Consider the following 22474-nt stretch of genomic DNA (forward strand, 5'->3'; position numbering starts at 1 on the left):
GTGTGCCGGCCGCGGTGCCGCGGCCGACATCCCACCCGAGAGGTCTCCATGACTGCCAGCAGAACGCGTACCGCCCTGGGTGGCGCGCTGATCCTGTCCATAGCCGCCGTCGGGCTGCTGTCCGCGACGCCGTCCGTGGCCGCGTCCGCGAGTGCGGCGACCGTGGTGCCCACCGACAAGGGCGCCGTGCGCGGTGCCGTCTCCCAGGGCGTCGAGCGGTTCGTCGGCATCCCCTACGCGGCGGCCCCCACCGGTTCCCTGCGCTGGACTCCGCCGCGGCCCGCGGCGCGCTGGACCGGCGTCCGGGAGGCCACCGCCTTCGGCAACCCCTGTCCCGTACTGCCCAGCGGCAACGGCCCGCGCAGCGAGACCGAGGACTGTCTCGACATCAACGTGTGGCGGCCGGCGGGAGTGCGGGCCGGCGCCCGTCTTCCCGTGCACGTGTTCATCCACGGCGGTGGCCTGACCAACGGCAGCGGCGCACAGAACGACGAGTCGAAGCTGGTACGGGAGACGGGTGTCATCGGCGTCTCGCTCAACTACCGGCTCGGCGTCTTCGGTTTCCTCGGGCTGCCCGCCCTCACCGAGGAGGGCGGCGAGTCCGGCAACTACGGCTTCATGGACCAGCAGGCCGCGCTGCGCTGGGTGCAGCGCAACATCGCGGCCTTCGGCGGCAACCCCGCCGCGGTCACCATCGACGGCGAGTCCGCGGGCGGCTGGTCCGTCTGCGGGCATCTGGTGTCGCCCGGCTCGCGCGGTCTGTTCACCCGGGCCGTGATCCAGAGCGGCTCCTGCCCCAGCGTGCCCGAGGCTCAGGCCGAGACCGCCGGAACGGCGTTCGCCCGGCAGGCGGGCTGCGACAGCACCGACCGGGCAGCCGTCCTCGACTGTCTGCGGTCGGCCTCGGCGGGCGCGCTCCTCGACGCGAGCCGGACCTTCTCGTCCGGTTTCGTGAACGGGACCCCTACGTTCCCGGTCAACGTTCGCCAGGCGGTGGACAGCGGGCACTTCACCCGGGTGCCCGTGCTCGTCGGCGCCAACCGTGACGAGGGGCGCACCTTCGCCCAGGGCTACATAGGGGCGGGCAAGGAGGCCTACCTCGCCTTCGTCCAGGGCGTCGCCGGGGACCGCGCGGACGAGATCCTCGCCCGCTACCCCTGGCCCGAGACCTCCGACGCGTACACCGCGGCGTACCTCGTCGGCGCGATCATGACCGACTCGGGGCTGATCGCTGGGATCGGCGGGTGCGGGCAGCGCTCGCTCGTCCGGACCTTCGAGCGCTACACCCCCACCTACGCGTACGAGTTCGACCATCGGACAGGGCCCGGCCTGACGCAGATCCCCGGTTACGTGTGGGGAGCCGGCCACGCCGCGGAACTCGCCTACATCTGGCCCAGCTTCGACAACGGCACCCCGATCGCCCCTCTGTTCAACGCCGCCGAGCGCCGGCTCTCCCGCGAGATGACGCAGCACTGGGGCGCCTTCACGAGGACCGGCCGACCGCATGTCGTCCGACAGGACGCTTGGCCCGCCTACCACACCGGCAAGGGGTTGACGCTGTCGCTGCGGGCCGGGGGCAGGAGTGTTCTGATCGACGACGCCCAGTACTCCGCGGAACACCAGTGCTCGCTCTGGGACACCATGGCGGTCACCCACAGCTCCTGAGGACGCGACACGGCCGGACACGGTCACGGGCCTGGTGACCGAGGAGAGGCGGAGGAGGGTGTCGGCCCGCACCGGGGCCGGGCCTGCGGGCTGCGGGCTGCGGGCTGCGTCGATCCCACGGCCGCGACCTCCGTCCCGCCGAGGCAGAACCCCGCGCCCCCTCAGCGGCCGTGCGTCGAGGTGCTGCGGTAGTCGGTGTACGTGTAGGGGTTGTCGAGGACCTTGGTCTCGGGGACGTCCGGGTTCATGCCCTTCGCCCAGGCCTCCTCCCCCATCGTCGAGCGCAGATGGTCCACGGTCTGCTCGACGGTGCGTCGCACCGCGGCCAGGTCGGTGCCGAGGAGACGGTGCTCGTGCTTGACCACCCGGCCGTCGACGATGACGGTGTGGACGTCGCCGCGCTGGGCCTGGAAGGCCACGTGGCCGTACGGATTGAGCAGCGGGAACGAGACCGGTGAGTGGTCGTTCTTCAGCAGGACGAGGTCGGCCTTCTTGCCCTCCTCGATGCTGCCCAGGTCGTGTTCGCGGCCAAGTGCCCTGGCGCCGCCGCGTGTTGCCCACTCCACCACCTGGTCGGCGCGCAGCGCGCTGTGGGTGACGGTCTCCCCCTGGGCGTGGGCCTCCAGGTGCTCGCGGGCGCGGTCGGCGCCGAGGGTCGTGCGCATGGCGGAGAACAGGTCTCCGCTCCACCACACGCTCGTGTCCATCGAGAGGGAGACGGGGATGTCGTGGGAGCGGACGGCCCAGGTCGTGGGATAGCCCTGTCCGGCGCTCTGCTCGCTCTCCGTGGACACGGAGACCGAGCCGCCCGTGGCCGCGATGCGGTGGTAGGAGTCGGCCGACAGGGTGGAGGCGTGGACGTAGACCGTCTCGGGGGTCATGAAGCCGTGCTCGTGCATGAGCCGGATGCCGTCGTCGTTGGTTGCGCCCCAGACTCCGGCGTGGGTGGTGACGGCGACGCCCAGGTCACGCGCGACCTCGAAGGCGGGCTTCTCGGGGAAGGCCGGATCGCCGGTGACGTCGAAGGCGATCTGGAAGCCGAGCATGTCGTCGCCGGTGATACGGCGGCGCACGAAGTCGCGGAACTGCGGTGCCGCGGTCCATTCCGCGGGAGCCTGCTGGATGTTGCCGTAGGCGAGGACGAACCGGCCGGGCACGGCCCGCAGCGCGTCCACCGCCGCGTCCGCGTGGTCGACGGTCTGGAGCCCGTGCGACCAGTCGACGACCGTGGTCACCCCGGCGTCCAGCGCCTCGACGGCGGCCAGGAGGTTGCCGGCGTGCACGTCCTCGGGCCGGAAGGCGGTGCCGTGTTCGAGGTAGTACCAGACGAAGTACTGGGTCAGGGTCCAGTCGGCGCCGTAGCCGCGCATCGCCGTCTGCCACATGTGCCGGTGCGTGTCGATCATGCCGGGCATCACGATGCCGTCGGACGCGTCGATCTCGGCGGTCCCCTCCGGCACGGCGAGCCGCGGGCCGACCGCGGCGATCCTGTCGCCCGTCACGAGCACGTCCGTGTCGCTCAGCACCCGCCGTGTGCGGTCCATGGGCAGGACGGTGCCGCCGCGCAGGACGACGGGTCGCCCCGCCTGGAATGGGGTGGACTGGCTCATCACTGAATCTCCCACTCGACATCGGACGACTGTCCGTATGGCGGCTCTCGGTTGCTGACCGATCGTCGTCAGGGTGCTGTCCGGTGTCAATACTCCGCGGTTTCCGAATTCCTCCCGGTAATGTCCTCTGCCGTCCGCTCTGCGGTCGGTCCCGAGCCGTCGCGTCCGAGTCGTCGCGACGGAGGCCTGTTCTGCTGCGTACAGTGCCCTCGACAGGTGTCCGTACGGCGGACACCCGGGAGCGAAGCCGACGGCGACCAGAGGAGCCACCATGCCGCGCGAAGGAACCGGACCCGATTTCATCGAGGCGCTGGCCCGGGGCCTGGAGGTCATCACCGCCTTCCGCCCCCGGCAGCCGGTGATGTCGCTGTCCGACGTGGCGAGTGCGACCGGGCTGGCCAGGCCGACCGCACGCCGGATCCTGCTCACCCTGACCGAACTGGGCTACGTGCGCCAGCAGGCCGGCGGTTTCGTGCTGACCCCGCGCGTCCTGGACCTCGGCGTCGCCTACGTCCGCTCGACGGGACTGTGGGACGTGGCCCGCCCGCACCTGGAGTGGCTGGTGGAGCGCACGAACGAGTCCTGCTCCATCGCCCAGCTCGACGGCTCGGACATCGTCTACGTCGCCCGGGTCTCCGTGCCCAAGATCGTGACCCTCGCCGTGCAGATCGGCACCCGCTTCCCCGCCCTGCCCACCTCGCTGGGCAAGGTCCTGCTGGCCGCGCTGCCGACCGACGAGGCGGCCCGGGTCATCGCCGAGCCCACCCGCTCGGGCCTGGAGTCGGTGTGGCACCCCGGCCGGGCCGAATGGGAAGCGGAGCTGCGGGAGGTGCGTGCGCGGGGCTGGGCGGTGACCGACGAGCAACTGGCCCGGGGCATCCGCTCGGTGGCCGCCCCGCTGCGGGACGGCTCGGGCCGCGTCGTCGCGAGCGTCAACGTGAACGCGCACGCCGCCGAGACCTCCATGAAGGTGCTGCTCGACGACTATCTGCCGCTCCTCCTCCAGGCCGCCGGCGAGATCAGCCTGGACTTCGCCCGGCTGGAGTCCGCGCCTCACACGGTCCGGCCGTCCGCCCGTCCGGCGCGACTGTGATGTCTTGACGCCTCCGGCGTCCGGGGCAGAGAATCACTGTCCGGACGACTGTCCGGTGTACGGACAGAAAGGCAAGGTTCATGTCGCAGAGCGCCAAGCCCACTCCGCCGGGCACCGCGGGCCCGCTCTCCGGGGTGCTGGTCGCGGACTTCTCACGGATCCTTGCCGGGCCGTACGCCACGATGCTGCTCGCCGACCTGGGGGCCGACGTCGTCAAGGTCGAAGGACCGGGCGGTGACGACACCCGCTCCTGGATGCCGCCGACGCGCGACGAGGTCTCGACCTACTACCTCGGGATCAACCGGGGGAAGCGTTCGATCGCCCTCGACCTGCGGGACGAGAAGGACGCCGCCGTCGCCCGGAACCTCGCCCGCCGCGCGGACGTCCTGATCGAGAACCTCAAGCCCGGCGGCATGGCGAAGTACGGACTGGACTACGACTCCGTCCGGCAGGACAACCCCGGGCTGATCTACACGTCGATCACCGGCTTCGGCGCCGGAGCGGGCCGGCACGTCCCCGGCTACGACCTCATGGTGCAGGCCATCTCGGGGCTGATGAGCCTGACCGGCGACCCCGACGGGCCGCCGTACCGGGCCGGGATCTCCGTGTTCGACGTGATGGCCGGCAACCACGCCACGATCGGCATCCTCGCCGCGCTGCGCCACCGCGACGCCACCGGGAACGGCCAGCTCGTCGAGGTGAACCTGCTGTCCTCGGCCCTGACCGGACTGGTCAACCACAGCTCCGCCTACGTCGCCGGCGACACCGTGCCGTACCGGATGGGCAACGCCCACCCCAGCGTCTTCCCCTACGAACCGCTGCCCACCGCCGACAACGACCTCATCGTGACGGCCGCCAACGACGGGCAGTTCCGCAAGCTGTGCGAGGTCCTCGGCATACCGGAGGTGGCCGACGACCCGCGGTTCGCGCGCAACGCCGACCGCACCGAACACCGGGACCTGCTGCGGCCGTTGCTGGCCGAGAGGCTGAAGACGCGCGGGGCCACCGAGTGGTTCGAGGCACTGGTGGAGGCCGGTGTGCCGAGCGGACCGATCAACACCATCGACGGCGGCTTCGCCATGGCCGACCGCTTCGGACTCGACCCGGTCGTCACCGTGGGCGAGGGCGACCGCGCGGTGCCCACCACACGGCACCCGATCCGCTTCTCCGCCACCCCCGCCACCTACCGCCTGCCGCCGCCCCAACTCGACGAACACGGCGCCGAGTTGCGCACCTGGCTGTCCGCACCCGAGGAGGCCGACCGTGTCTGAGCCGACACCGCGCCCCGCCTACCCCACCGCCCTCGGCGCCTCCGACCTGAGGACCATCACCCTCCTCGGGCACGACCTCGCCGAGGACATCATGGGCCAGGTCGGCTTCGGCGAACTCGCGTTCTGGCTCGCCACCCAGCGGCGGCCCACATCCGGCGAGACCCGTGTCTTCGAGGCCGTGCTCGCGGCCCTGGCCGACCACGGCTTCACCCCCACGGCCATCGTCACCCGCCTGACCTACCTCTCCGCCCCGGACTCGGTCCAGGGCGCGCTCGCCGCCGGACTCCTCGGCGGCGGCTCCCGCTTCCTCGGCGTCACCGAGGACACCGGCCGCTTCCTCCACGACGTACTGGCCTCTCTCGACGGGGACCTGCCCACCGACGAGGCCGGCTGGGACGCTCTCGCGCTGCGCACGGTCGAACAGCGGCGCGCGGACGGGGAGTTCGTCCCCGGCCTCGGTCACCACGTGCACAAGGAGGGCGACCCCCGGACGCCGAGACTGATCCACATCGCTCAGGAGGAGGGTGTCTTCGGCCCGCACCTGAGCCTGTTCGCCGCCATCGGCCGGGTACATCCGAAGGTGCTGCACCGCACGCTCCCCCTCAACGGCGCGGGGGTGTGCGGCGCCGCCCTCGCCGACCTCGGCCTCCCCCTCCAACTGCTGCGCGGCTTCGCGCTGTTGGCCCGTACGGCCGGACTGATCGGCCAACTCGCCGAAGAACTGCGCCATCCTGTCGCGCAGGACGTCTTCCTGTCCGTCGACCGCAACAACACCCCGGTACCGCCGGAGCCGTACATCCCGGACCCGCTCACGAGGAACCGGCGCGAGGACTGACCCCGCGCCCGCCGTCCCACCATCCGAATTCATCCGCACGCAGACCAAGGAGCCGCAACCGTGTTCGTCGACGAGGACAACATCACCGAGCTGGCCGTCGAGCGGTGGGCCACCGCCCACTCCCCGCGGCTGGGCGAGCTGATGACCGCGCTGGTCCGTCATCTGCACGCCTTCTCGCGTGAGGTGCGGCTCACCGAGGACGAGTGGATGGCCGCGATCGAGTGGCTGACCGCGGCCGGCGGGATCAGCGACGACAAGCGGCAGGAACTGATCCTCACCTCCGACGTGCTCGGACTGAGCACGCTGGTCGTCCAGTTGAACAACGAGTTCACGCCGGAGGCGACCCCCGCCACGGTGCTCGGTCCGTTCCACATCGACGGCTCACCGACCGCGCCCCACGGCTTCGACATGTCGGACGGCATCCCGGGCACACCGCTGTTCTTCACCGGCAGGGTGACCGACACCGAGGGCAAGCCGCTCGCGGATGCCGTGCTCGACGTGTGGCAGGCCGACGCGGACGGCGCCTACGAGGCCCAGATCCCCGAGATCGACGAGGCACGCCTGCGGGCCAAGTACCGCACCCGCGCGGACGGCACCTACTGCATCCGCACCATCGCGCCGCACGGCTACGCCATTCCCATGGACGGCCCAGTCGGCGACCTGATGCGCCAGACGGACATCAGCCACTTCCGGCCCGCACACGTCCACTTCCTCATCGACGAGCCGGGCCACCGCAAACTGATCACCCATCTGTTCCAGGCGGGCAGCGACTATCTCGACTCCGACGTCGTCTTCGGCACCAAGGACGCGCTGATCATCCCGTTCACGGAACAACCGGCCGGCACGGCACCCGACGGCGACACGCTCGAAGTCCCGTACCTGCACGCCGAGTACGACTTCGTCCTCCAACCCCACTGACCCCCGGACGCAGGACAGGAGCAGCACAACCCGCGGGACGGACCACCGGCATCGTGGCACTGACCGACCGTACCCAGAAGTCCCCGGAGCCGAGCCCCGCCGGCTGGACGAGTGTCCAGGACGTCTGTGCCTGCGACGGGTCCGAGCACGTGCCCGCCACGGACGCGCGGCGGTGGCCGATCACCAGTCCCGTCCCGGTGACAGCCGCCGCGTTCGCAGCCGCCCACGGGCTCGTCGAGCGGTACACGGTCACGGCGAGTTCAAAGCCGCCATGACCACCGGCCGCCGCCCCGGCAGGCGGCGGCCGTGTCGAGGGCGCGGCAAGACCCGAGAAGCGCGCGACGCTCCCCGCGACGGGTCAGGACGGCCCTCACGGCTCGAAGCGGCGTACCGTCCCATCGTCGGCGACCAGTGACAGGACGATTCCCAGGTCGCGGGCGGCCGTGCCCGCGGCGATCTCGGTGAGAAGGTCGTCGCCATCCGCCCAGAGGCGCAGCAACCGGTAACGCTGCGCGAGCGTCAGGGTGAGGTCGCCGAGCGGGAGCGCGCCGGTCAGTGCCGCGAAGGCGGCCTGGTCGGGTGTCGGGGTCACGCCCACCGCGGCGAGGTAGTCGAGCGACACCGTCATGTGCGCCGGGCCCGCCCAGTCTGCAGCGGCCAGGCGGGGCACGCGCGCCGCGGCGTCCGGAGCCGCCAGCCGGAACTCGGTCCAGCGGTGCAGCGCGTCGGACGGGTCCGGTCCCCCGAGAAGACCGCCGAGTCCCGGCCGTCCGAACGGGTCGGACCCCGTCGTCCTCAGAGCGTCGACCAACGCGGCCGGCAACCAGTCACCCACGCCTGTGGGTTGACGCAGTGTCAGAGGCACGGAAGCGGACCGGATTTCGGTGTCTCCGGTCTGCGGCTCGGGGGGCTTCACCGCGCCCGACTTCACCTGCTCCGGCGCGACTTGGACACCGAGACGGTCGGTGAAGAGTGCGGCGACGTTGTCCAGCCAGCCGGCCGCGACCGTAGGGTCGATGTCCGGCCGTACCGCCTTGCTCATGTAACGGCCGGACTTGTCGTTCACGGTCCACGTCCGCAGGCTCTCGCTCCAGCGGAATTCGCCCGACACCCGGCTCGCGCCGGGCCGCGTACGGCCGCCCTCCTCGAACACGGCGGCGATGCCGGTGTGCCCGAGGCCGTCGATCTCCGCGCGCAGCGCCTGCGCAGTCACCTCGGGGCGTCGGGTGCGGACGCCGGCGAGCAGCGCGTCGAACCGGTCCTGCGCCATCACCTGCGAAGGGGCCTCGCTGCCGAGCAGGACACGGCCGTCATCGGTCACCGTGTACAGCCACACCGCGTCGTGGTTGCCGGTGATCAGCAGGTCGGGGTCCACCTCTTCCAGGGGGATCCACAGCGGGTTCGCCCGTACGTCGCCCTCGTCGTCGCGCTCCTCGTCCTTCACCCGCTTCGGCAGCACGGGGTCCCCGAAACCGGCGGTGAGGTCACCGCCAGGACGGAGCTGCGGCGCCGTCGGCAGCAACGTCTCGTAGTGGTCGATGCCGTTGTAGGCGACGTACACGGTGGGCCCGTCGGCCTCCTCGGAGAGGCGGTGCAGGACGGATCCGCCGTGGCCGTCGGGCTGTACGACGACGAGGTCGATGCCCAGCGACTGGGTCAGAAGCAGGGGTACGTCGTCGTAGAAGGGCGTGTGCCACAGTTCGGGCGAGCGGATCGCGCGGTCGACCAGCCCGCGCTCCCCCAGGGTGAGGGTCTGCGCCGGGGTAGCGGGGACGGCGGTCGGCAGGTGGCTGCGGATCTCCCGCCACAGCGCGCGCGACATTGTCGTGGCGGGGCCGTGGAGGGTGCTCAGGACCAGTTGGCGCAGGTTGTCCCCGTAGACCCGGTCAGTCAGCGCGCGCCGTCGGGCGTTCGTCTCCGGCCCCTTGACGTTCTCCAGCCCCTCGGCCTGCAACTGGGCCTGGATTCCCGCCTGTTGCGCTGCGGTCAGCGGCAAGTGCCTGCGGAGGCCCAGCTGGGTGAGCAGGGGCTGCAGGCTGCGCAGGTCCGGGTACCTGTCGTGGACGATCGTGTCCAACGGGTCCCGCGCGGCGTGCTGGTGGGCCGCGGCGGACGTCCCGTACCAGCCGGCGGTGTCGTTGCGGAGCTCGGCGACCGTCATCGTGTCGACGGCCCTGCCCCGCACGGTGTGGCCGGGGTGCTGGGCGCCGATGCCGGCGATGATGGCGGTGAACAGGCAGTTGCCGTCGGGACGCACGTTCTGGACGGTCATCTGCCGGCCCTCCACCAGGACACTCCGGGCGGGCGGCGGCTGCTTGTCGCCGACGGACTTGACCAGTGCGTCCGAGTCGGGCTTGTCCTTGGACTCCTTCTCCTGGCTCTGAGTCTCCTTGCCCTTCGTGGTGTCGGCATCCTTGTCGTCCTTGCCCCCCGGCGGCTCCGCGCCCCGAACGTGCGGCGCCGGCACCGGCGTTGAGGACCGAGGACGAGCCGACAGATAGCTGTCACCGCGCCGGTAGACGGTCACCTGCCGGAGAGGGCCTGCCGTCGGGTCATCGGAACCCGGGAAGAACCGGTAACTGCCGTCCTCCCCCACGACCGTGATGTCCACCCCGAGAGAACGCGCCGTCAGGTCCGCCGCAAGGTCCGCCGTCGCGTCGTCCCAACGGCGGGCCCGCTGCACGTGCAGCCGTACGAGACTCTGCCGCTGGGCGGGGGTGAGTGCGGTGAGCAGGGCGTCGGGCAGCCGACCGCCGTTCTCCTCGACGGTGGCGGACAGGGCGGGGTCTCGCCGGAAGTGCTCGCCGAGTCTGCTGGTCAGTTCGGCCGTACGGAACACCGCGTGCGGGTCGAGCGTCACGTCCCGGGGCATGTCGACGCTCCGGGCCACACGCCCGGCCAGTCCGGCACGCCGGGTCTCCGACACCGCCGTCGGCCCGCCGCGATCCGCGACACCGAGGACCGCCGTGAAGAACCCGTTGCCGTCGCCGTCCGGTTCGTGCAGGTCGTAGACCCAGCTGTGGCCGTCGGGATCGGTGGCGGTCAGGGTGCGGTGGTCCTGGGCCGCGTCGAACCGGCGCAGCGACGGGTCCGGGGTACCGCCCGTCTCCCACGGCGGGCGGCTGAACGCGGGCCGCAGCTCGGCGTCACCCACCGCGCCGCCCCGCATCCCACCGTCCTTCTTCTCCGCGTCCTTCTTCTCGGCCTCCTTCTTCTCCGCGTCCTTGTCGCTCGCCTTCTTGTCGGTCGTCTCAGTGGTCTTCTTCTCCGTCACCGGCCCCTTCACGGTGCCCGGTGCCGCCGGCGCCCGGAAGACGACCTCGTCCGGTTCCGGAGTGGCTCCGAGCTGGGCGCGCCCCGCGGGTGTGGCCGCGAGCTGGTGCCAGCGGGTCAGCCGGTCGGCGGCTTCGCGGACGCGCGCGTACTCGTCGGCGAGCGCCTCCGCGAAGGCACGTCGCTCGCCCAACTCCGCGGTGAAGTCGTCCAGTTGGTCACGCGCCGCGTCGCGGGCCGTACGGGCCGCGGTGACCTCGGCGGCGGCCGCCCGCAGCAGAGCCTTCACGCGGTCGTGCGCGGCGTCGCGTTGCGTGTCGTGCAGTTCCGCCCAGCCGTCGTGGGCGGGCTCCGCACCCTCGTTCTCCTCTTCCAGGCGGGCGAGTTCGCCGCGTGCGGCGATCACCTGGGGCAGGGTCTCGGGGTCGCGGGCGGTGAGGGTGGTCAGCAGGTTCTCGGCGTCCGTGAGCGCGGTCTCGTGGCGCGGGCCCTCGTCGCGGCGCAGCTCCCAGTACTTCTTGTCGGCGGCCGTCCACTCCTTGTCGGCCTTGGTGACCGCGTCCCATGCCTTGGCCGCGGCCGGCGGGAATCCGTCGTCGCCGATGAGGCCCAGTTCGCGGGCGACGTCCTCGCGGACCCAGGCCAGGACGGTGGTGTCGGTCTCCCGGGCCTGCGGGGCGCGCTGCGGGTTGCCGAACGGGCTGCGCATCGCCCGTACCGGCGCGGAGTCCTTGACGTGGTGGTGGACCGCGGCAACGCTCAGCCAGGTCGTGGGGATGGCGAACAGGAACGTGCGGGTGGTGTTCGGCTTGACGTTCACCGACGCGAGGCGGTCGCCGCCCGAGGCGAGGGTGTCGGACTCGGTCGCGACGTCGCCCGGTCCCGAGGCGCCCATCTGGTTGGTGCCGGTGGCGGCGGTCGACGTGGCGGGACCGCCGCCGAGTGCCGACTCGGCCTGCCCGACGCGCCCGGCGCTCGCGCCACCGCCCTGCACATGGCGCTTGGGTGCCTCGTGCTTCATGCCGTCGGTGACGGCGAGCAGCCGGGCCTGCCGGAACTGCGGCCGGGAGTACAGCCGCAGGTCGGCGTCCGCGCCGCCGAAGAAGCCGCGTTCGGTCAGGCCGGCCACCTCGTAGCCGCCGGGCTCCAGGGTGCGGTCGTAGAAGGCGCTGAGGGCACCGTTGCCCGTGCCGTCCTCCAGGTTCTGGGCGGGCCCGCTGCCGGCGCGGGTGAGCGGGGTGTCCTGGGCGCGGGCGATCAGGTCGTCGTCGACCGCGCCGGTGAGCGGGAAGGAGGTGTCGTAGGCGGAGGCCAGGACAAGGGAGTTGGCGGTGTGGAGCTGGTCGACGCCGACGATCCGGCGGACCTTGAACCCGTCCGGCGGCATGGTGAACGGCTTCATGCTGTCGTCGGGGTGGAGCGTGTCGAGCCAGCCGCCGGGGCCGGTCGTCGCGGGCGGCGCGACGCGCCGGGAGGGGCCGGGGGCGTCGAGGGTGGGCGGGGCCAGCGGGTCGTCCCGTTCGGCGGCGGGGTCGGCGGGGTCGGGGCGCATGAGGCTGAGCGGGTAGTGCTCGACGAGTTCCCCGACATCGCCCTCGGAGCTGATGCGCAGCAGGCGCCGGCCGGAGATCCCGCGCCAGGTGCGGTGCGCGGCCCGCTTCACCCAGCCGGAGGCGCCGGTGCCGGTCTTCGGTTCGCGGGTGTCGGTGACCTCCAGGGTGAGCCGCATCCGATAGCGGGTGACGTACTCGGCGTGTGCCTGGGTCGTCGTCGCGGTGGCGATCCGCACGCTGCCCTCGGACTGGTTCTGGGCGGCGGTCTGCTGGGTGGAGCCGACCTCCGCGTACGTCGGTCCGGCCATCCGCACGGTGTCGTTTCCGGTGTGCGCGCCCTGGGCGACGGTGGTACCGACGCTGGCGCCGGAGGCGCGGCCACGGCCCTCCTGCGTGGTCTCCGCGGCGCTGCGGTGCTCCTCGAACTCCACGCTGTGCCCGAGGCCGCCGAAGCCGCTGCCGTCCGGTGCGGTCCTGTCGACGGGCGCCTTCACCGGGATCAGCTCGGCGCGCGCCCGTACCTTGCGGCTGCCGACCCACAGGTTGGCGGTGGACGAGCCCCAACGGCCCACACGGGCGGGCACGGAGGAGCTGCCGCCGGTCATCTCCTTGCCGAGGGCGCGCACGACGCGTTCCGACATCAGCCGGTGCACCGTGTCCCGGTCGCTGCCCGTCAGTCCGAGCGGCCTCAACTGCCGGTCGAAGTCGCCCAGTACGGACGCGGTGTCGAGCGCGGTGAGCGGGAAACTGCCGAACGGGTTGTCCAGGAGCCAGGGTTGGGGCGACCACCGGCGCCGCGTGTAGAGCGGTACGTCGCCCCAGCGGTCCCGGAGCAGTCCCATCCGGTAGGCGCTCTTCTCCGGGACGTGCCCGACCCAGCCGTCGTTGACGAGGACCCGCCGCCCGGACGCGCCGGCCAGCCAGCGCGGCAACCGCCGTACGCCCGTGGCGCGTTGACCGACGAGGGTGGAGGTGGCGGCGATCTCGTGGTCGACGTCGGCGGTGACGAGGACCTGCCGGCCCTGGTCCTTGCGGTTGATCTCGGCGAGCGCGGTCCGGGAGACGGCCCTGAAGCGGGACTTGTCGAGACGGTAGGGGCTGGCGACGAGGCCGGAGTTGCCGGTGGTCCCGGTGCCGGTGTCGTGCGAGTGGAGGTAGACGAGCTGGCCGCCGAAGAACAGCGTGCTGGTGCTGGTGTGGCGTCCCGAGGCCTGGGTGGCGCCGCCGATGGTCGTCTCCGCCTCGATCGGGATGGCACCCGTCACGGCGGTGAGGCTTCCGGGGCGCAGGCGGCTGCGGTGGGCGAGGACGGAGGAGCGGTCCAGGTAGGGCGCCTTGGCCCACAGCCCGGAGGCGCGCCAGCCGGTCGGGGCGGACGACTGGTCGAAGTTCGCGGTCAGGAACTGGCTCTGGAACACCCGCAGCGCCGCGTCGTGGACCGGGGCACCCTGGTGGGTCAGCATCCAGGAGTTGCCCGACGACTCCTTGAGGACGTCCTCTGCGGCCCGGCCGAGCGCGGGGTCCGCGACGACCGCGAGGGTCAGGTACGGGTGGCGCCGGTACTCCTCCCGCTCCCGGCGGCCCGCCCGCTCGAACAGGCCACGCCTGGCGAGCGCCAGATCCCGCGCGGCCTGCGCGGTACTCACGAGGGGCACGCCGTGCAGGGGGTGGTGCGGGCGTGAGGTGTCGCGGACGGGCGTGTGCTCGACGGGCACGCCGAGCAGCACCCGTCCGACGGAGGGCCGTCTGATGTCAGGCCCTGAGCCGACCGGGCCGATGAGGTTCTTCTCCCGCTCGGTGAAGACGAACGGCCGCGTGCCCAGCAGGTTGAGGAAGAGGACACCGCGCAGCAGCCCCCGGAATCGGCGGAAGCCGCCGCGCCGCGCGGTGAGGGTGACCTCGTAGCTGTACAGATGGGTGCCCTTGGTGCCGATCGACATGGCCTCGTGCGTGGCGGCGGCCCCGTAACCGCTCTCCGAATCGCTACGGCCGCCCCAGCGCACGCCCAGCGAACCGGTGCCCGCGTGCAGCGGGCCGCCCGCCTCGTCGGTCGCCGCGTCCCGCAGCGACAGCAGCCCTTCCGCGCCGACGTGCGCGCCGCGCGCGCTGTTCTGCCGCCCGCCGAGGTTCTCGCTGCCGGGTGCGCTGAACCGCAGCCGCAGATCCTTCTGCGTGCCCTCGAAACGCCGGTCGGTCAGGGCCGCGTCGATCCACACGTAACGCTGGGCACGGGTGGCGCGGCGGGAGTCGACCAGGGAGATCCGCAGCCCCGAGGTCATCATCGTCTCCAGGTTGCCCGCCATGCTGTGGAAGGCGAGGGTGTTGAGCACCTCCAGGGTGTTGGAGACCACCATCTGGAAGTGGTCGGCGCCCCGCCAGCGGGGATTGGCCGGGTCGAGTTCGGACAGCGGCGCGACGAGGTCCGGGTAGGCGCGCGCGACCTCTTCGAGGACCTGGTCGCTGAAGTGGTCGAGGAACGTGCGGTCCTCGCCGTCGACATTCCGTACGTAGGAGCCGTCGGCGAACGTGAACTCCTCGACCCTGCTCATGCCGAGGGTGGGCGGCGAGTCCTGGGTGAGGTACGGCGGCACCCTGGGCGGAGTGCCGGGCGCGGGGCTCGCCTCCCCGGCGAGCCGGCGGGCCTCGGTGCGGGTGAGCCGTTCCACCGCCCAGGTCTGGAACGTCTGGGTGCGCGGTGTCTCGCTCCAGGTCCGCGGGGGGTTCTTGCGCAGCTTGCCGGGTGTCGAACTCGCCTCGTCACGCTGGCGGTCGGGCAGCGGTGCCTTGGTGTCGGGCGGCGCCGTGACCGTGACGGTCTTCTGGACCAGGTAGAGGCCCGTGGGGTCACCCTTGGCCTGCCCGGCCGATTTCACGGCGCCGGTTCCGCCTGTGACGGAGGCGCGGTTGCTGGAGGAGCCGTAGCGGAAGTTGAGGCCGGCCAGCATCCTCAGGTCGAACTTGCCCTGGTCGATGCCGAGAAGCTGGAAGGCGGGTCCGAGGGCACCGCCGACGTCGACGCCCGAGGACCTGCCGGTGGTCCGCTCGTTGCGGACCGTCGTCTGGGAGATGTCCCGGAGTTCGGCGGCAGTGGTCTCGCTGATGAGGACGGCCTCGCCGGGCTCGACCCGGACCGAGAAGACACCGAGCGGTTCGCGTCCCGCGTCGTCCTTGAACAGCGGCGGCGAGGTGACCGTCCCGGCCGCCATGACCCGGCTCATGCGGTGGAACCCGTCGGTGGAGAAGAACGAATTGATCTGCTTGCCGGCCATGCTGTCGGTGTCGGTGCCGATCTGCTGGAGCGCCCAGTCCCGGATGTGGGCGACCGGGCCGAAGCTCTCCGTGTTCATCATGCGGTAGTTCGAACCGCGGTCGAGCCGCATCCGCGGCGGCAGCCGGTCGGCCGGGGGTTTGGGCTTGGTGAGGCTGTCGGCGATGCGCACGAACAGCCCGTCCCTGACGGCGAAGCCGAAGGCGACCTGAGCACGTGTGCCGGACGTGGACCGGATCGCCTTGCCGGTCCGGTCCACGGGGCGTCCGGCCGGATCGGTGACCTTGAACTCGTACCAGACGTCGTCGAGATGGGCGTGCGAGCCGTCGGTCGTGCGGGTCTCGTTCTGGTTCACGACGAGGTTCTGCATGTTGTACTCGACCCGCTTGGTCCAGGAGAACTGCGCGAAGACCCGCCCCCACGGCGCGAACAGCGTCTTCACCGGTCCGAGCGGCGCGGTGGGCGCGAGGGAGGTCGACGTGCTGTTGACCGCGACCCGGCCGGTGAGCGCGGTGTTGCGCTGCATCGTGTCGATCTTCACGGGGTTGGCGTAGCCGAAGGTGAACCTCTCCCACTGCCCGTACGGTCGGGCCGTGACCGTGAGAACCCGCGACTTGCCGTCCACCGTGCGGTAGTTGAACTGCTGCCCGTCGCCGAAGAAGCCGCTCGGGTTGTGGACGAGAGCGTGCCGCACGTCGTCCAGGAGCCCGTCGCCGGCGCGGTTGCCGCCGGGACGCGCGGGGCGTGGGCGGACACCGGGCGGCTGCCGGAGGTTGAGGTCGAGCTGCTCGACGACGCGGTCGGCGCCGCGCAGGACGCGGTCCCCCTGGCCGAGGGTGTAGGAGCGGCGCAGCAGGTTGCGCGGCAGCCCGCGCAGCAACTCGCCGATGCCGCCCATGTAGACGGGCAGTTTGGCGCCGTCGGTGAAGGACGCGGGGCCGCCGCCGCTGTACGGCGCCGGGGGCAGATCGAGGTCGACGCGCGGCGGCCGACGGGAGTCCAGGTCGTGCACCACCCAGGTCGGCCCGGGCGTGGCGGGCTTCTTGACCGGCGGTGCGGTGAACTTGGCCTCGGTGTCCTCGTCGATGGGTTCGAGCGGAGGGGTACGACGGTTCGGCGGGGCGCCCTTGCGGGGCGGGCGCGGCCGACGGGGCTTCTCCGGGGGTTCGTCCGAGTCACGCGGAGGCAGCGAAGTCGACTTGTCGTCAGCGGACTTGGCCAGCCCGTCGACCGGTGCCGATGTGATCGTGGTCGTCGCGTCGGTCGTCGAGCCGGTCGTGGTGGACGTCGTCGCGACGAGGGGTGTCCCGCCGCTCACGGTGACCACGGGCTGCGGAACGTCGGAGGACTCCTCGGGCTTGGGAGCACCCCCGCGCAACCGCTGCGGCAGCCCGAGGCCCTTGCGGAGACGGTCGGCGAGCGCGGTCGCCTCCGCACGCGTCCCGCCCGCGGCCAGCACGTCGGCGACCTGCCGTACGGCGCTTCGGTACGACTCGATCGCGTGCCGCGAGTCCGCGAGCACGGGGTGCAGTTCCAGGGGCAGCACGAGCGCGGTGGCGGTGTCCCACGACTGGCGTGCGGTGTCCGGAGTCGGCCCGGGCGTGCTCAGCGCGAAGTCCGAGAACGCGTCGTCCCACAAGCGTCTGCTCGCCGTGGCGGCGGCGGTGTCGAGGTGCCCGGACCACGGACCTGGTTGCAGCATCAGCGCCTTGGCCTGCTGCAAGGGGGTGAGTCCGGTCTCCAGCAGCGACAGTCTGCCGCTCCCCATGACCGCCTGGGTCTGCTGCTCGACGGTGAGGGCGGCTCCGGTGGAGGACAGGGCGGCTACGTCCACGTCGACATCGCCGGTCGGGAGCCCGCCGGCGGAGAAGTCGTCGGGCAGGTCGGCCTCGGTCAACTGCGAGGCGATCCAGTGCCGTTGCGCGTCGGAGCGGTTCACCACGGGGACGACGGCGGAGGGTGGTGCCGACGAGTCGGAGCCGAGGTCCAGGGCGGCGTCGGTGTGGGACCGCGGCACCTCGCCCAGTTCACGCAGCCGCGTCTCCGTCCGTGCGAGGTCCGCCTGCGCCTGCCGCACCCTGCCGTCCGCTTCGTGCAGCGCGGTGGCGTCGTGGCTCGCTCCCTCACCGGTCTCGACCCGCACGCGGAGCCGGTCGGCGGTGTCGACAGCGTTCTGCAACGACCGTACGGCGTCGGCATGGGCGTCGTGGGCAGCGCTGACGACCGGGGCGGGGTGGGCAACGGTGCCGGGGTCTGGGTCTGTGGCGTCCGTTGTCGGTGGAGCCACGGCCTTTCCCTTGCCACTGCCCGAGTCGTTGCTCGAACTCCCCTGGACAGGGACGCCGTTGTGGGTGACCGCAGGAGGAACGGCGGTCCCGACACCGGGCGTCACGGGAGCCGATGTCACCATGGGCGGCGGCAACTCCGTAGCATGCGGCTCGACAACAGGGTCCTGGTCCAGGGTCGGGGGCGGGTCGACCCGAGTTGCTCCGACCGGCTCCACCTCGGGGGTGTTCAAGTCGTTCGTCTGCGGCGGGGGCTCGGTGCCGTTGTCGTTTCCGTTGCCGCCGTGCGTCACGACGGGCGGCACTGAAGTGACACTGCCACCGCCGACGGTCGGAATGGCCGGCGGGATGGGTTGCACCGATGCCCCAACCACTGGCGGAACAACCGGCGTTGAAGCCTTCGTCGACGTGTTGGTGTCCGTCTCGGCGTGGATGTCGGTGTCCGCGCCCTGGCCCGTATTCGGATCCGCGTCCACAGGCGTGTTCGGACCGCTTCCCGTGCCGGACCTGGCGCCGCCACTCCTACCCGAGCCGGGGTTCTGACCACCGGTGTCGGTGCCGGTGTCGGAGACCGCTGTGGAGATCGTCGGCGGATTCCCCAGGTTCTTCAGCCAGTCTGCGCTGTTGGTGACCGCGTGCTCGGCTCCCGCCTCGAACCGCTCGCTCAGACCCGACCCGACGAACGTCTGCCAACTCGGCGTGAAGTCACCGAAGAACGCGCCCATCACGAGGGACTCGGCCAGCGTCTCCGAAGCACCGTCCGCGACGAACTCACCACTCTGGTCGAGCACCTTGGCGGAGAAGCTCTCATCGCCGTGGGGTGTCGGCGTCACGTGCGGGGTGACCGTGGGGGTCGTACTGGGGATATGGGTGCCAGGTCCCGGCGTAGGACCGGGCTTCGGCTTGTCGGTCAGGTTCAGGTCGGTGTCGTTGAGCTTCGGTGGCTTCGCCCCGCCCACGTTGATGTCGTCGAACTTCTTCCCCAGGTCACCGATGTTCTTGACGTTGTTCGTGAGGTTCTTCATCGTCTTGGTGAGGATCGGCGCGAGGAACCCCGCGACGGCGCCGAACGCGGCGCTGAGACCGATGTCGCCCCAGTCGATCGACTTCGGCCGTTGCCCCTTGGGCGCGCCCACCATCATGGCCAGCCGCACCGCGAGCGTCATGAAGGCCTCCTCGGCGGCCTCCAGGAAACTCGGCAACAGGTGTGTGCGGCGCGAGAGTTCGAGCAGGACCTCCAGGATGAACACGCGGCTGCGGGCACGTGCCACCGCCGCCTCGCTGGCGCTGGCGCCACCGGTGAAGAAGGACATCACCGCGAGGATCGCGAGCTCGATGAACAGGCGGATCAGTTCGGCGATGATGTTCCACTTCGCCTCGCGGATCTGCATGGCGATGTTGACCTGGTTCTTGGTCACCTTGTCCAGGTCGGCCTCGAACTGGTCGAGATAGGGCAGTACTTCGTTGATCGCCCCGATGAACCGGTCGGCGGTTCCCTTGGGGAGCCCCTCCCCCACGGTCAATACCGCTTGTTGCGCCCGTGACTTGAGCGCGCCGATGTGCTGGTGGAGTTGGTCGAAGGACCGGCTGGTGTCGTAGGCGTGGTCCTCGTTGGCCTCCAGGAACTTTTCCCCGATGAGGATGAAGAACAGCCAGTTGAGCTTGGGCGAGACAACGATGGCCACGTTACGGTCGGCTCCCGGTCCGCCCTTGTTGTTCGTGGATGGCGTCGATGATGCCGCCCTGGTTGCTGCGGATCGCGCGGAGGTTGTCGAGCGTGCCGTCGCCCACGGCCGAGATGCCAGCGGCGATGGCGTCGATGGTGGCGAGGACGGAGTCGCGGGTCTGCACGAACTCCTTCCTCAGCTGCTTCCCGTAGCTGTCGTCGCCGGTCCAGCTGACGTCGGCCAGAGCGGCGTGGGCCGACGCGCCGACGTCGTTGGCGTAGCTGCCGAGGTCCTTGATGACGCGGGTGCCGCCCAGGATGGCCTCGGGGCTCGATGTGTAGGACGGGCCGGTCATCGGGTGCCTCCGTCCTCTTCGTCGTCGGCGATCTCGTCGTGCAGCCGGGTGCGTGCGGCGGGCCTGACGGAGCCGCTCCGGGCAGGTGCGGGCGGGCCCACGAAACGGGCCCAGTCGATGTCGAGTCCGGCGAGTTCGGGCACCTGCGGGCCGGGGGCGTCGAGCGGCCGGAACTGACGGGCCGCCTCGCGCCGTGCCTGCTCGCGGCCCGCTTCGACCGCCTCGATGATCGCCGCGCCCAGTTCCGCGCTCGACATCGCCCGGAACTTGTCACCCAGGAACCGCAGGTCGCTCAGTTCGCCCCGGGGTCCGACGGTGACCTCGACGGAGCCGTCCTTGGAGACCGTGGCCGCGGAGAAGTCGCCCATGTCGGCTTCCGCTCGTGCCGCGTCCCGCTCGGCCGCCGCCAGTTCGGTTCTGGCCCGGGCCAAGCGTCGCTCCAGCTGTTCCGCGTAACCGTCCGGGCCGGACTCGGGCTCCTGGGTCATGCGGCCTCCATCTTCCTCGTACTCAACTCACCGGAGGTGAGCACGGCGGGGACCGACGCGAACGCCGGGCCGCCCGTACCGGCGGGGGCCCGCGTCGGGGGCACGGGCATGTACCGGCGGCAGTCACGTCGGCGCGCACCGGAGGTCCCGTCCGTACGCACCCGGGGCCCGCTTCACCCGCCCTGAGACAGGACGCGCGCGGCTCGGACCCGCAGACACCCGATCATGGCCGGGCCGGTTGACGTCCGCCCCAACGGCACATGACGCGCAATGGATGAAGACCGCATCCGGATTAACTTCCCCTGCACCAGGGCGACTTGAAGTGGCGGTGCTGCCGCGGCGAGCGACCCGGCAACAGCCCGACACTGGGAGGAGGACGGCCCTGCTGTTCCTTGGGCGGGGTCCCCGTCCCTCACAGGTCCACGCGTACTCCCCAGCCCCGTTCGAGCGCCACGTCGTAGGCCACCCGGACCGCCGCGACGTCGAGGGCGGCGTGGCCGGTGGACTTGAAGACGGTGAGGGCGTCGGTGTCACCGCCCCGGCCCGGGTGACCGCCGTCGAGGACGGACCCGAGGAGGGTCACCGGCCGGCCGGGGGCGAGGTCCTGGAGTTCATGGGCGCCCGCCGGTGGTGGCGCGGTGGCCGCGCCGGTCCACTCGACGAACAGGGCCGCGTCCCGGACGGTGTCGGGGTCCAGTTCGGGCCCCTGGGAGCCGCCGACCGACGACACGTGGACGCCGGGAGCGAGCCATTCACGTCGGACGACGGGCATGGTGGCGCCCGTACAGCAGAACACCACCTCGGCCTCGCGCACCGCCTCCTCGACACCTGCGGCGACCCGCGCGCCGGGATGCAGTGCGGCCGCCGCGCCGGCCCGTTCCGGATCGCGGCCGGCCACCGTCACTTCGGCCTCGGGCAACACGGCAGAAAGCAGAGCGAGTTGGGCACGAGCCTGGGCGCCCGTCCCCACGACCGCCACCCGGCCGAGACCGGGGCGGACGGCCAGGGCCAGCGCGCTCCGGGTGGCGACCGCCGCCGTGCGGACCTCGGTCAGCGACTCGCCGTCCACGAGCGCCAACGGCCGCCCGTCGTGTTCGTCGAACAGGGCCACCAGCCCCCGGTGGAAACTGCGTCCGGGATGCCGTGGATCGGCGGTCACGGTCACCAGCTTGGCGGCCAGCCCGAGCCCGGGGACGTAGCCGGGCATCGCGCCGAGCAGACCGGTCGGGGTCAGGGCGGCGATCCGCGGCGGGACGGAGACCTCGTCGCGCGCGATGGAGACCAGGGCCCGCCCCACCGCGTCGAGGACAGCGTCGGGCAGCAACGCGGCGGCCGTCTGCCGACGGTCCAGCACCAGCAGGCCGCTCACCGGTCGACCTGCGCCGCGCCGGCGGTCAGGGCCGTCCCCAGCTCGTCCGCCGCCGCGCGCAACTCCCGCTCCACAAGGGCCAGTTCCGGCCCGTCGAACTCGGCGTCCGGCCCCACGACCGTCAGTGCGCACACCGGGGCACCGGGGTCGGGCACCACCGCCCTGCTGATGGAGGCCACCAGCTTGTCGTTACGACCGCGCTCCACGGCGACACCGGCCCGTTCCACCTCGGTCAACTCCCGTGCCACGTGCACGGCTTCGTCGCCCAGCCCGTCCAACCACCTTGTCCTGGCGTCCGGTTCGAGCGCGGCGACCAGGGCCAGCGGCCCGGCGAACCGCCCCACCGGCAGCAGCTCGCCCCGCAAGTGGCTGATCATGGCCAGCCGTTCGGGTCTGACCACGTCGATCACCCTGGCGCCGCCCTCCTCCAGTACCTGGAGGTTGACCATCATCGAGGTCGCGGCGGACAGCCGTTCCAGCACCGGACGGGCCAGCGCGGTCAGTGAGTTGCCCGCGGCCGAGGCGGACATCCGGAGCACGGCGGCACCGGGCAGATAACGGTCACCGGCCCGCAGCACCCAGCCCCGCCGAACCAGGTCCAGCAGGATCCGATAGGCGGTGGCGCGGTGCAGGCCCACCTCGGCGGCCAGCTCGGTCAGCCGCACCGGGTGCGGTGCGCGCGAGACGGCCTCGACCAGGTCGAGCGCCTTGTCCACGGCCGACCTGGGCGGCGCCGGGGCAGGAGGTGCGTCGGGCATGGCAGCGGTTCATCCCTCTCGTCCGTGGTGCGGTCACGGAGTACAGTATCTGCGTTTTCATCGAAC

General features: G+C 71.8%; 12 protein-coding genes. 6 read left to right on the top strand and 6 right to left on the bottom strand.

From position 1 onward, the window contains the following. Positions 1-48 precede the first annotated feature (48 nt). Positions 49-1665, top strand: a complete 1617-nt coding sequence (locus ACQHII_RS00420; protein WP_427917238.1) for a carboxylesterase/lipase family protein — start codon at positions 49-51, stop codon at positions 1663-1665. 161 nt (positions 1666-1826) lie between these two features. On the opposite strand, the gene ACQHII_RS00425 is transcribed toward ACQHII_RS00420, so the two are convergent. Beyond that, complete coding sequence (locus tag ACQHII_RS00425; protein ID WP_427917239.1) at positions 1827-3275, bottom strand: amidohydrolase family protein; 1449 nt, start codon at positions 3273-3275, stop codon at positions 1827-1829. Positions 3276-3546: 271 nt separating this feature from the next. On the opposite strand from ACQHII_RS00425, the gene ACQHII_RS00430 reads away from it, so the two are divergent. The 5 genes from ACQHII_RS00430 (at position 3547) to ACQHII_RS00450 (ending at position 7667) form a co-directional block, all read left to right on the top strand. After that, the gene (locus tag ACQHII_RS00430) at positions 3547-4368 is read left to right on the top strand and encodes an IclR family transcriptional regulator domain-containing protein (RefSeq protein ID WP_427917240.1); all 822 of its coding nucleotides are present in this window, start codon (positions 3547-3549) and stop codon (positions 4366-4368) included. Positions 4369-4448: 80 nt separating this feature from the next. Beyond that, positions 4449-5639, top strand: a complete 1191-nt coding sequence (locus ACQHII_RS00435; protein ID WP_427917241.1) for a CaiB/BaiF CoA transferase family protein — start codon at positions 4449-4451, stop codon at positions 5637-5639. Further along, on the top strand, positions 5632-6474 hold the full coding sequence (locus ACQHII_RS00440; protein ID WP_427917242.1) for a citryl-CoA lyase: 843 nt from the start codon (positions 5632-5634) through the stop codon (positions 6472-6474). Before ACQHII_RS00435 ends, ACQHII_RS00440 begins: the two co-directional genes overlap by 8 nt. Positions 6475-6534: 60 nt before the next feature. Further along, on the top strand, positions 6535-7392 hold the full coding sequence (locus tag ACQHII_RS00445) for a dioxygenase (protein WP_427917243.1): 858 nt from the start codon (positions 6535-6537) through the stop codon (positions 7390-7392). A gap of 53 nt (positions 7393-7445) precedes the next feature. After that, complete coding sequence (locus ACQHII_RS00450) at positions 7446-7667, top strand: hypothetical protein (protein WP_427917244.1); 222 nt, start codon at positions 7446-7448, stop codon at positions 7665-7667. A gap of 95 nt (positions 7668-7762) precedes the next feature. Here the strand turns inward: ACQHII_RS00450 and ACQHII_RS00455 are convergent, their stop codons facing one another. The 5 genes from ACQHII_RS00455 to ACQHII_RS00475 all read right to left on the bottom strand — a co-directional run bounded on the left by ACQHII_RS00455 (position 7763) and on the right by ACQHII_RS00475 (position 22408). After that, positions 7763-19456 (bottom strand): hypothetical protein, encoded by an 11694-nt coding sequence (locus tag ACQHII_RS00455; RefSeq protein ID WP_427917245.1) that lies wholly within the window; start codon positions 19454-19456, stop codon positions 7763-7765. Position 19457: 1 nt separating this feature from the next. Then, positions 19458-19793, bottom strand: coding sequence for a hypothetical protein (locus tag ACQHII_RS00460; RefSeq protein WP_019071969.1), 336 nt, complete (start codon positions 19791-19793; stop codon positions 19458-19460). Continuing rightward, positions 19790-20281, bottom strand: coding sequence for a YbaB/EbfC family nucleoid-associated protein (locus ACQHII_RS00465; RefSeq protein WP_427917246.1), 492 nt, complete (start codon positions 20279-20281; stop codon positions 19790-19792). The genes ACQHII_RS00460 and ACQHII_RS00465 overlap by 4 nt, the downstream gene beginning before the upstream one ends. 412 nt (positions 20282-20693) lie before the next feature. Continuing rightward, positions 20694-21650: an ornithine cyclodeaminase family protein gene (locus ACQHII_RS00470; RefSeq protein ID WP_427917247.1), complete on the bottom strand. Its 957-nt coding sequence runs from the start codon at positions 21648-21650 to the stop codon at positions 20694-20696. After that, positions 21647-22408: an IclR family transcriptional regulator gene (locus ACQHII_RS00475; protein WP_427917248.1), complete on the bottom strand. Its 762-nt coding sequence runs from the start codon at positions 22406-22408 to the stop codon at positions 21647-21649. Before ACQHII_RS00475 ends, ACQHII_RS00470 begins: the two co-directional genes overlap by 4 nt. Positions 22409-22474: the final 66 nt, after the last annotated feature.

Source organism: Streptomyces sp. cg40, from assembly GCF_050320165.1.
In the GTDB taxonomy this organism is placed as follows: Bacteria; Actinomycetota; Actinomycetes; order Streptomycetales; family Streptomycetaceae; genus Streptomyces; species Streptomyces hokutonensis.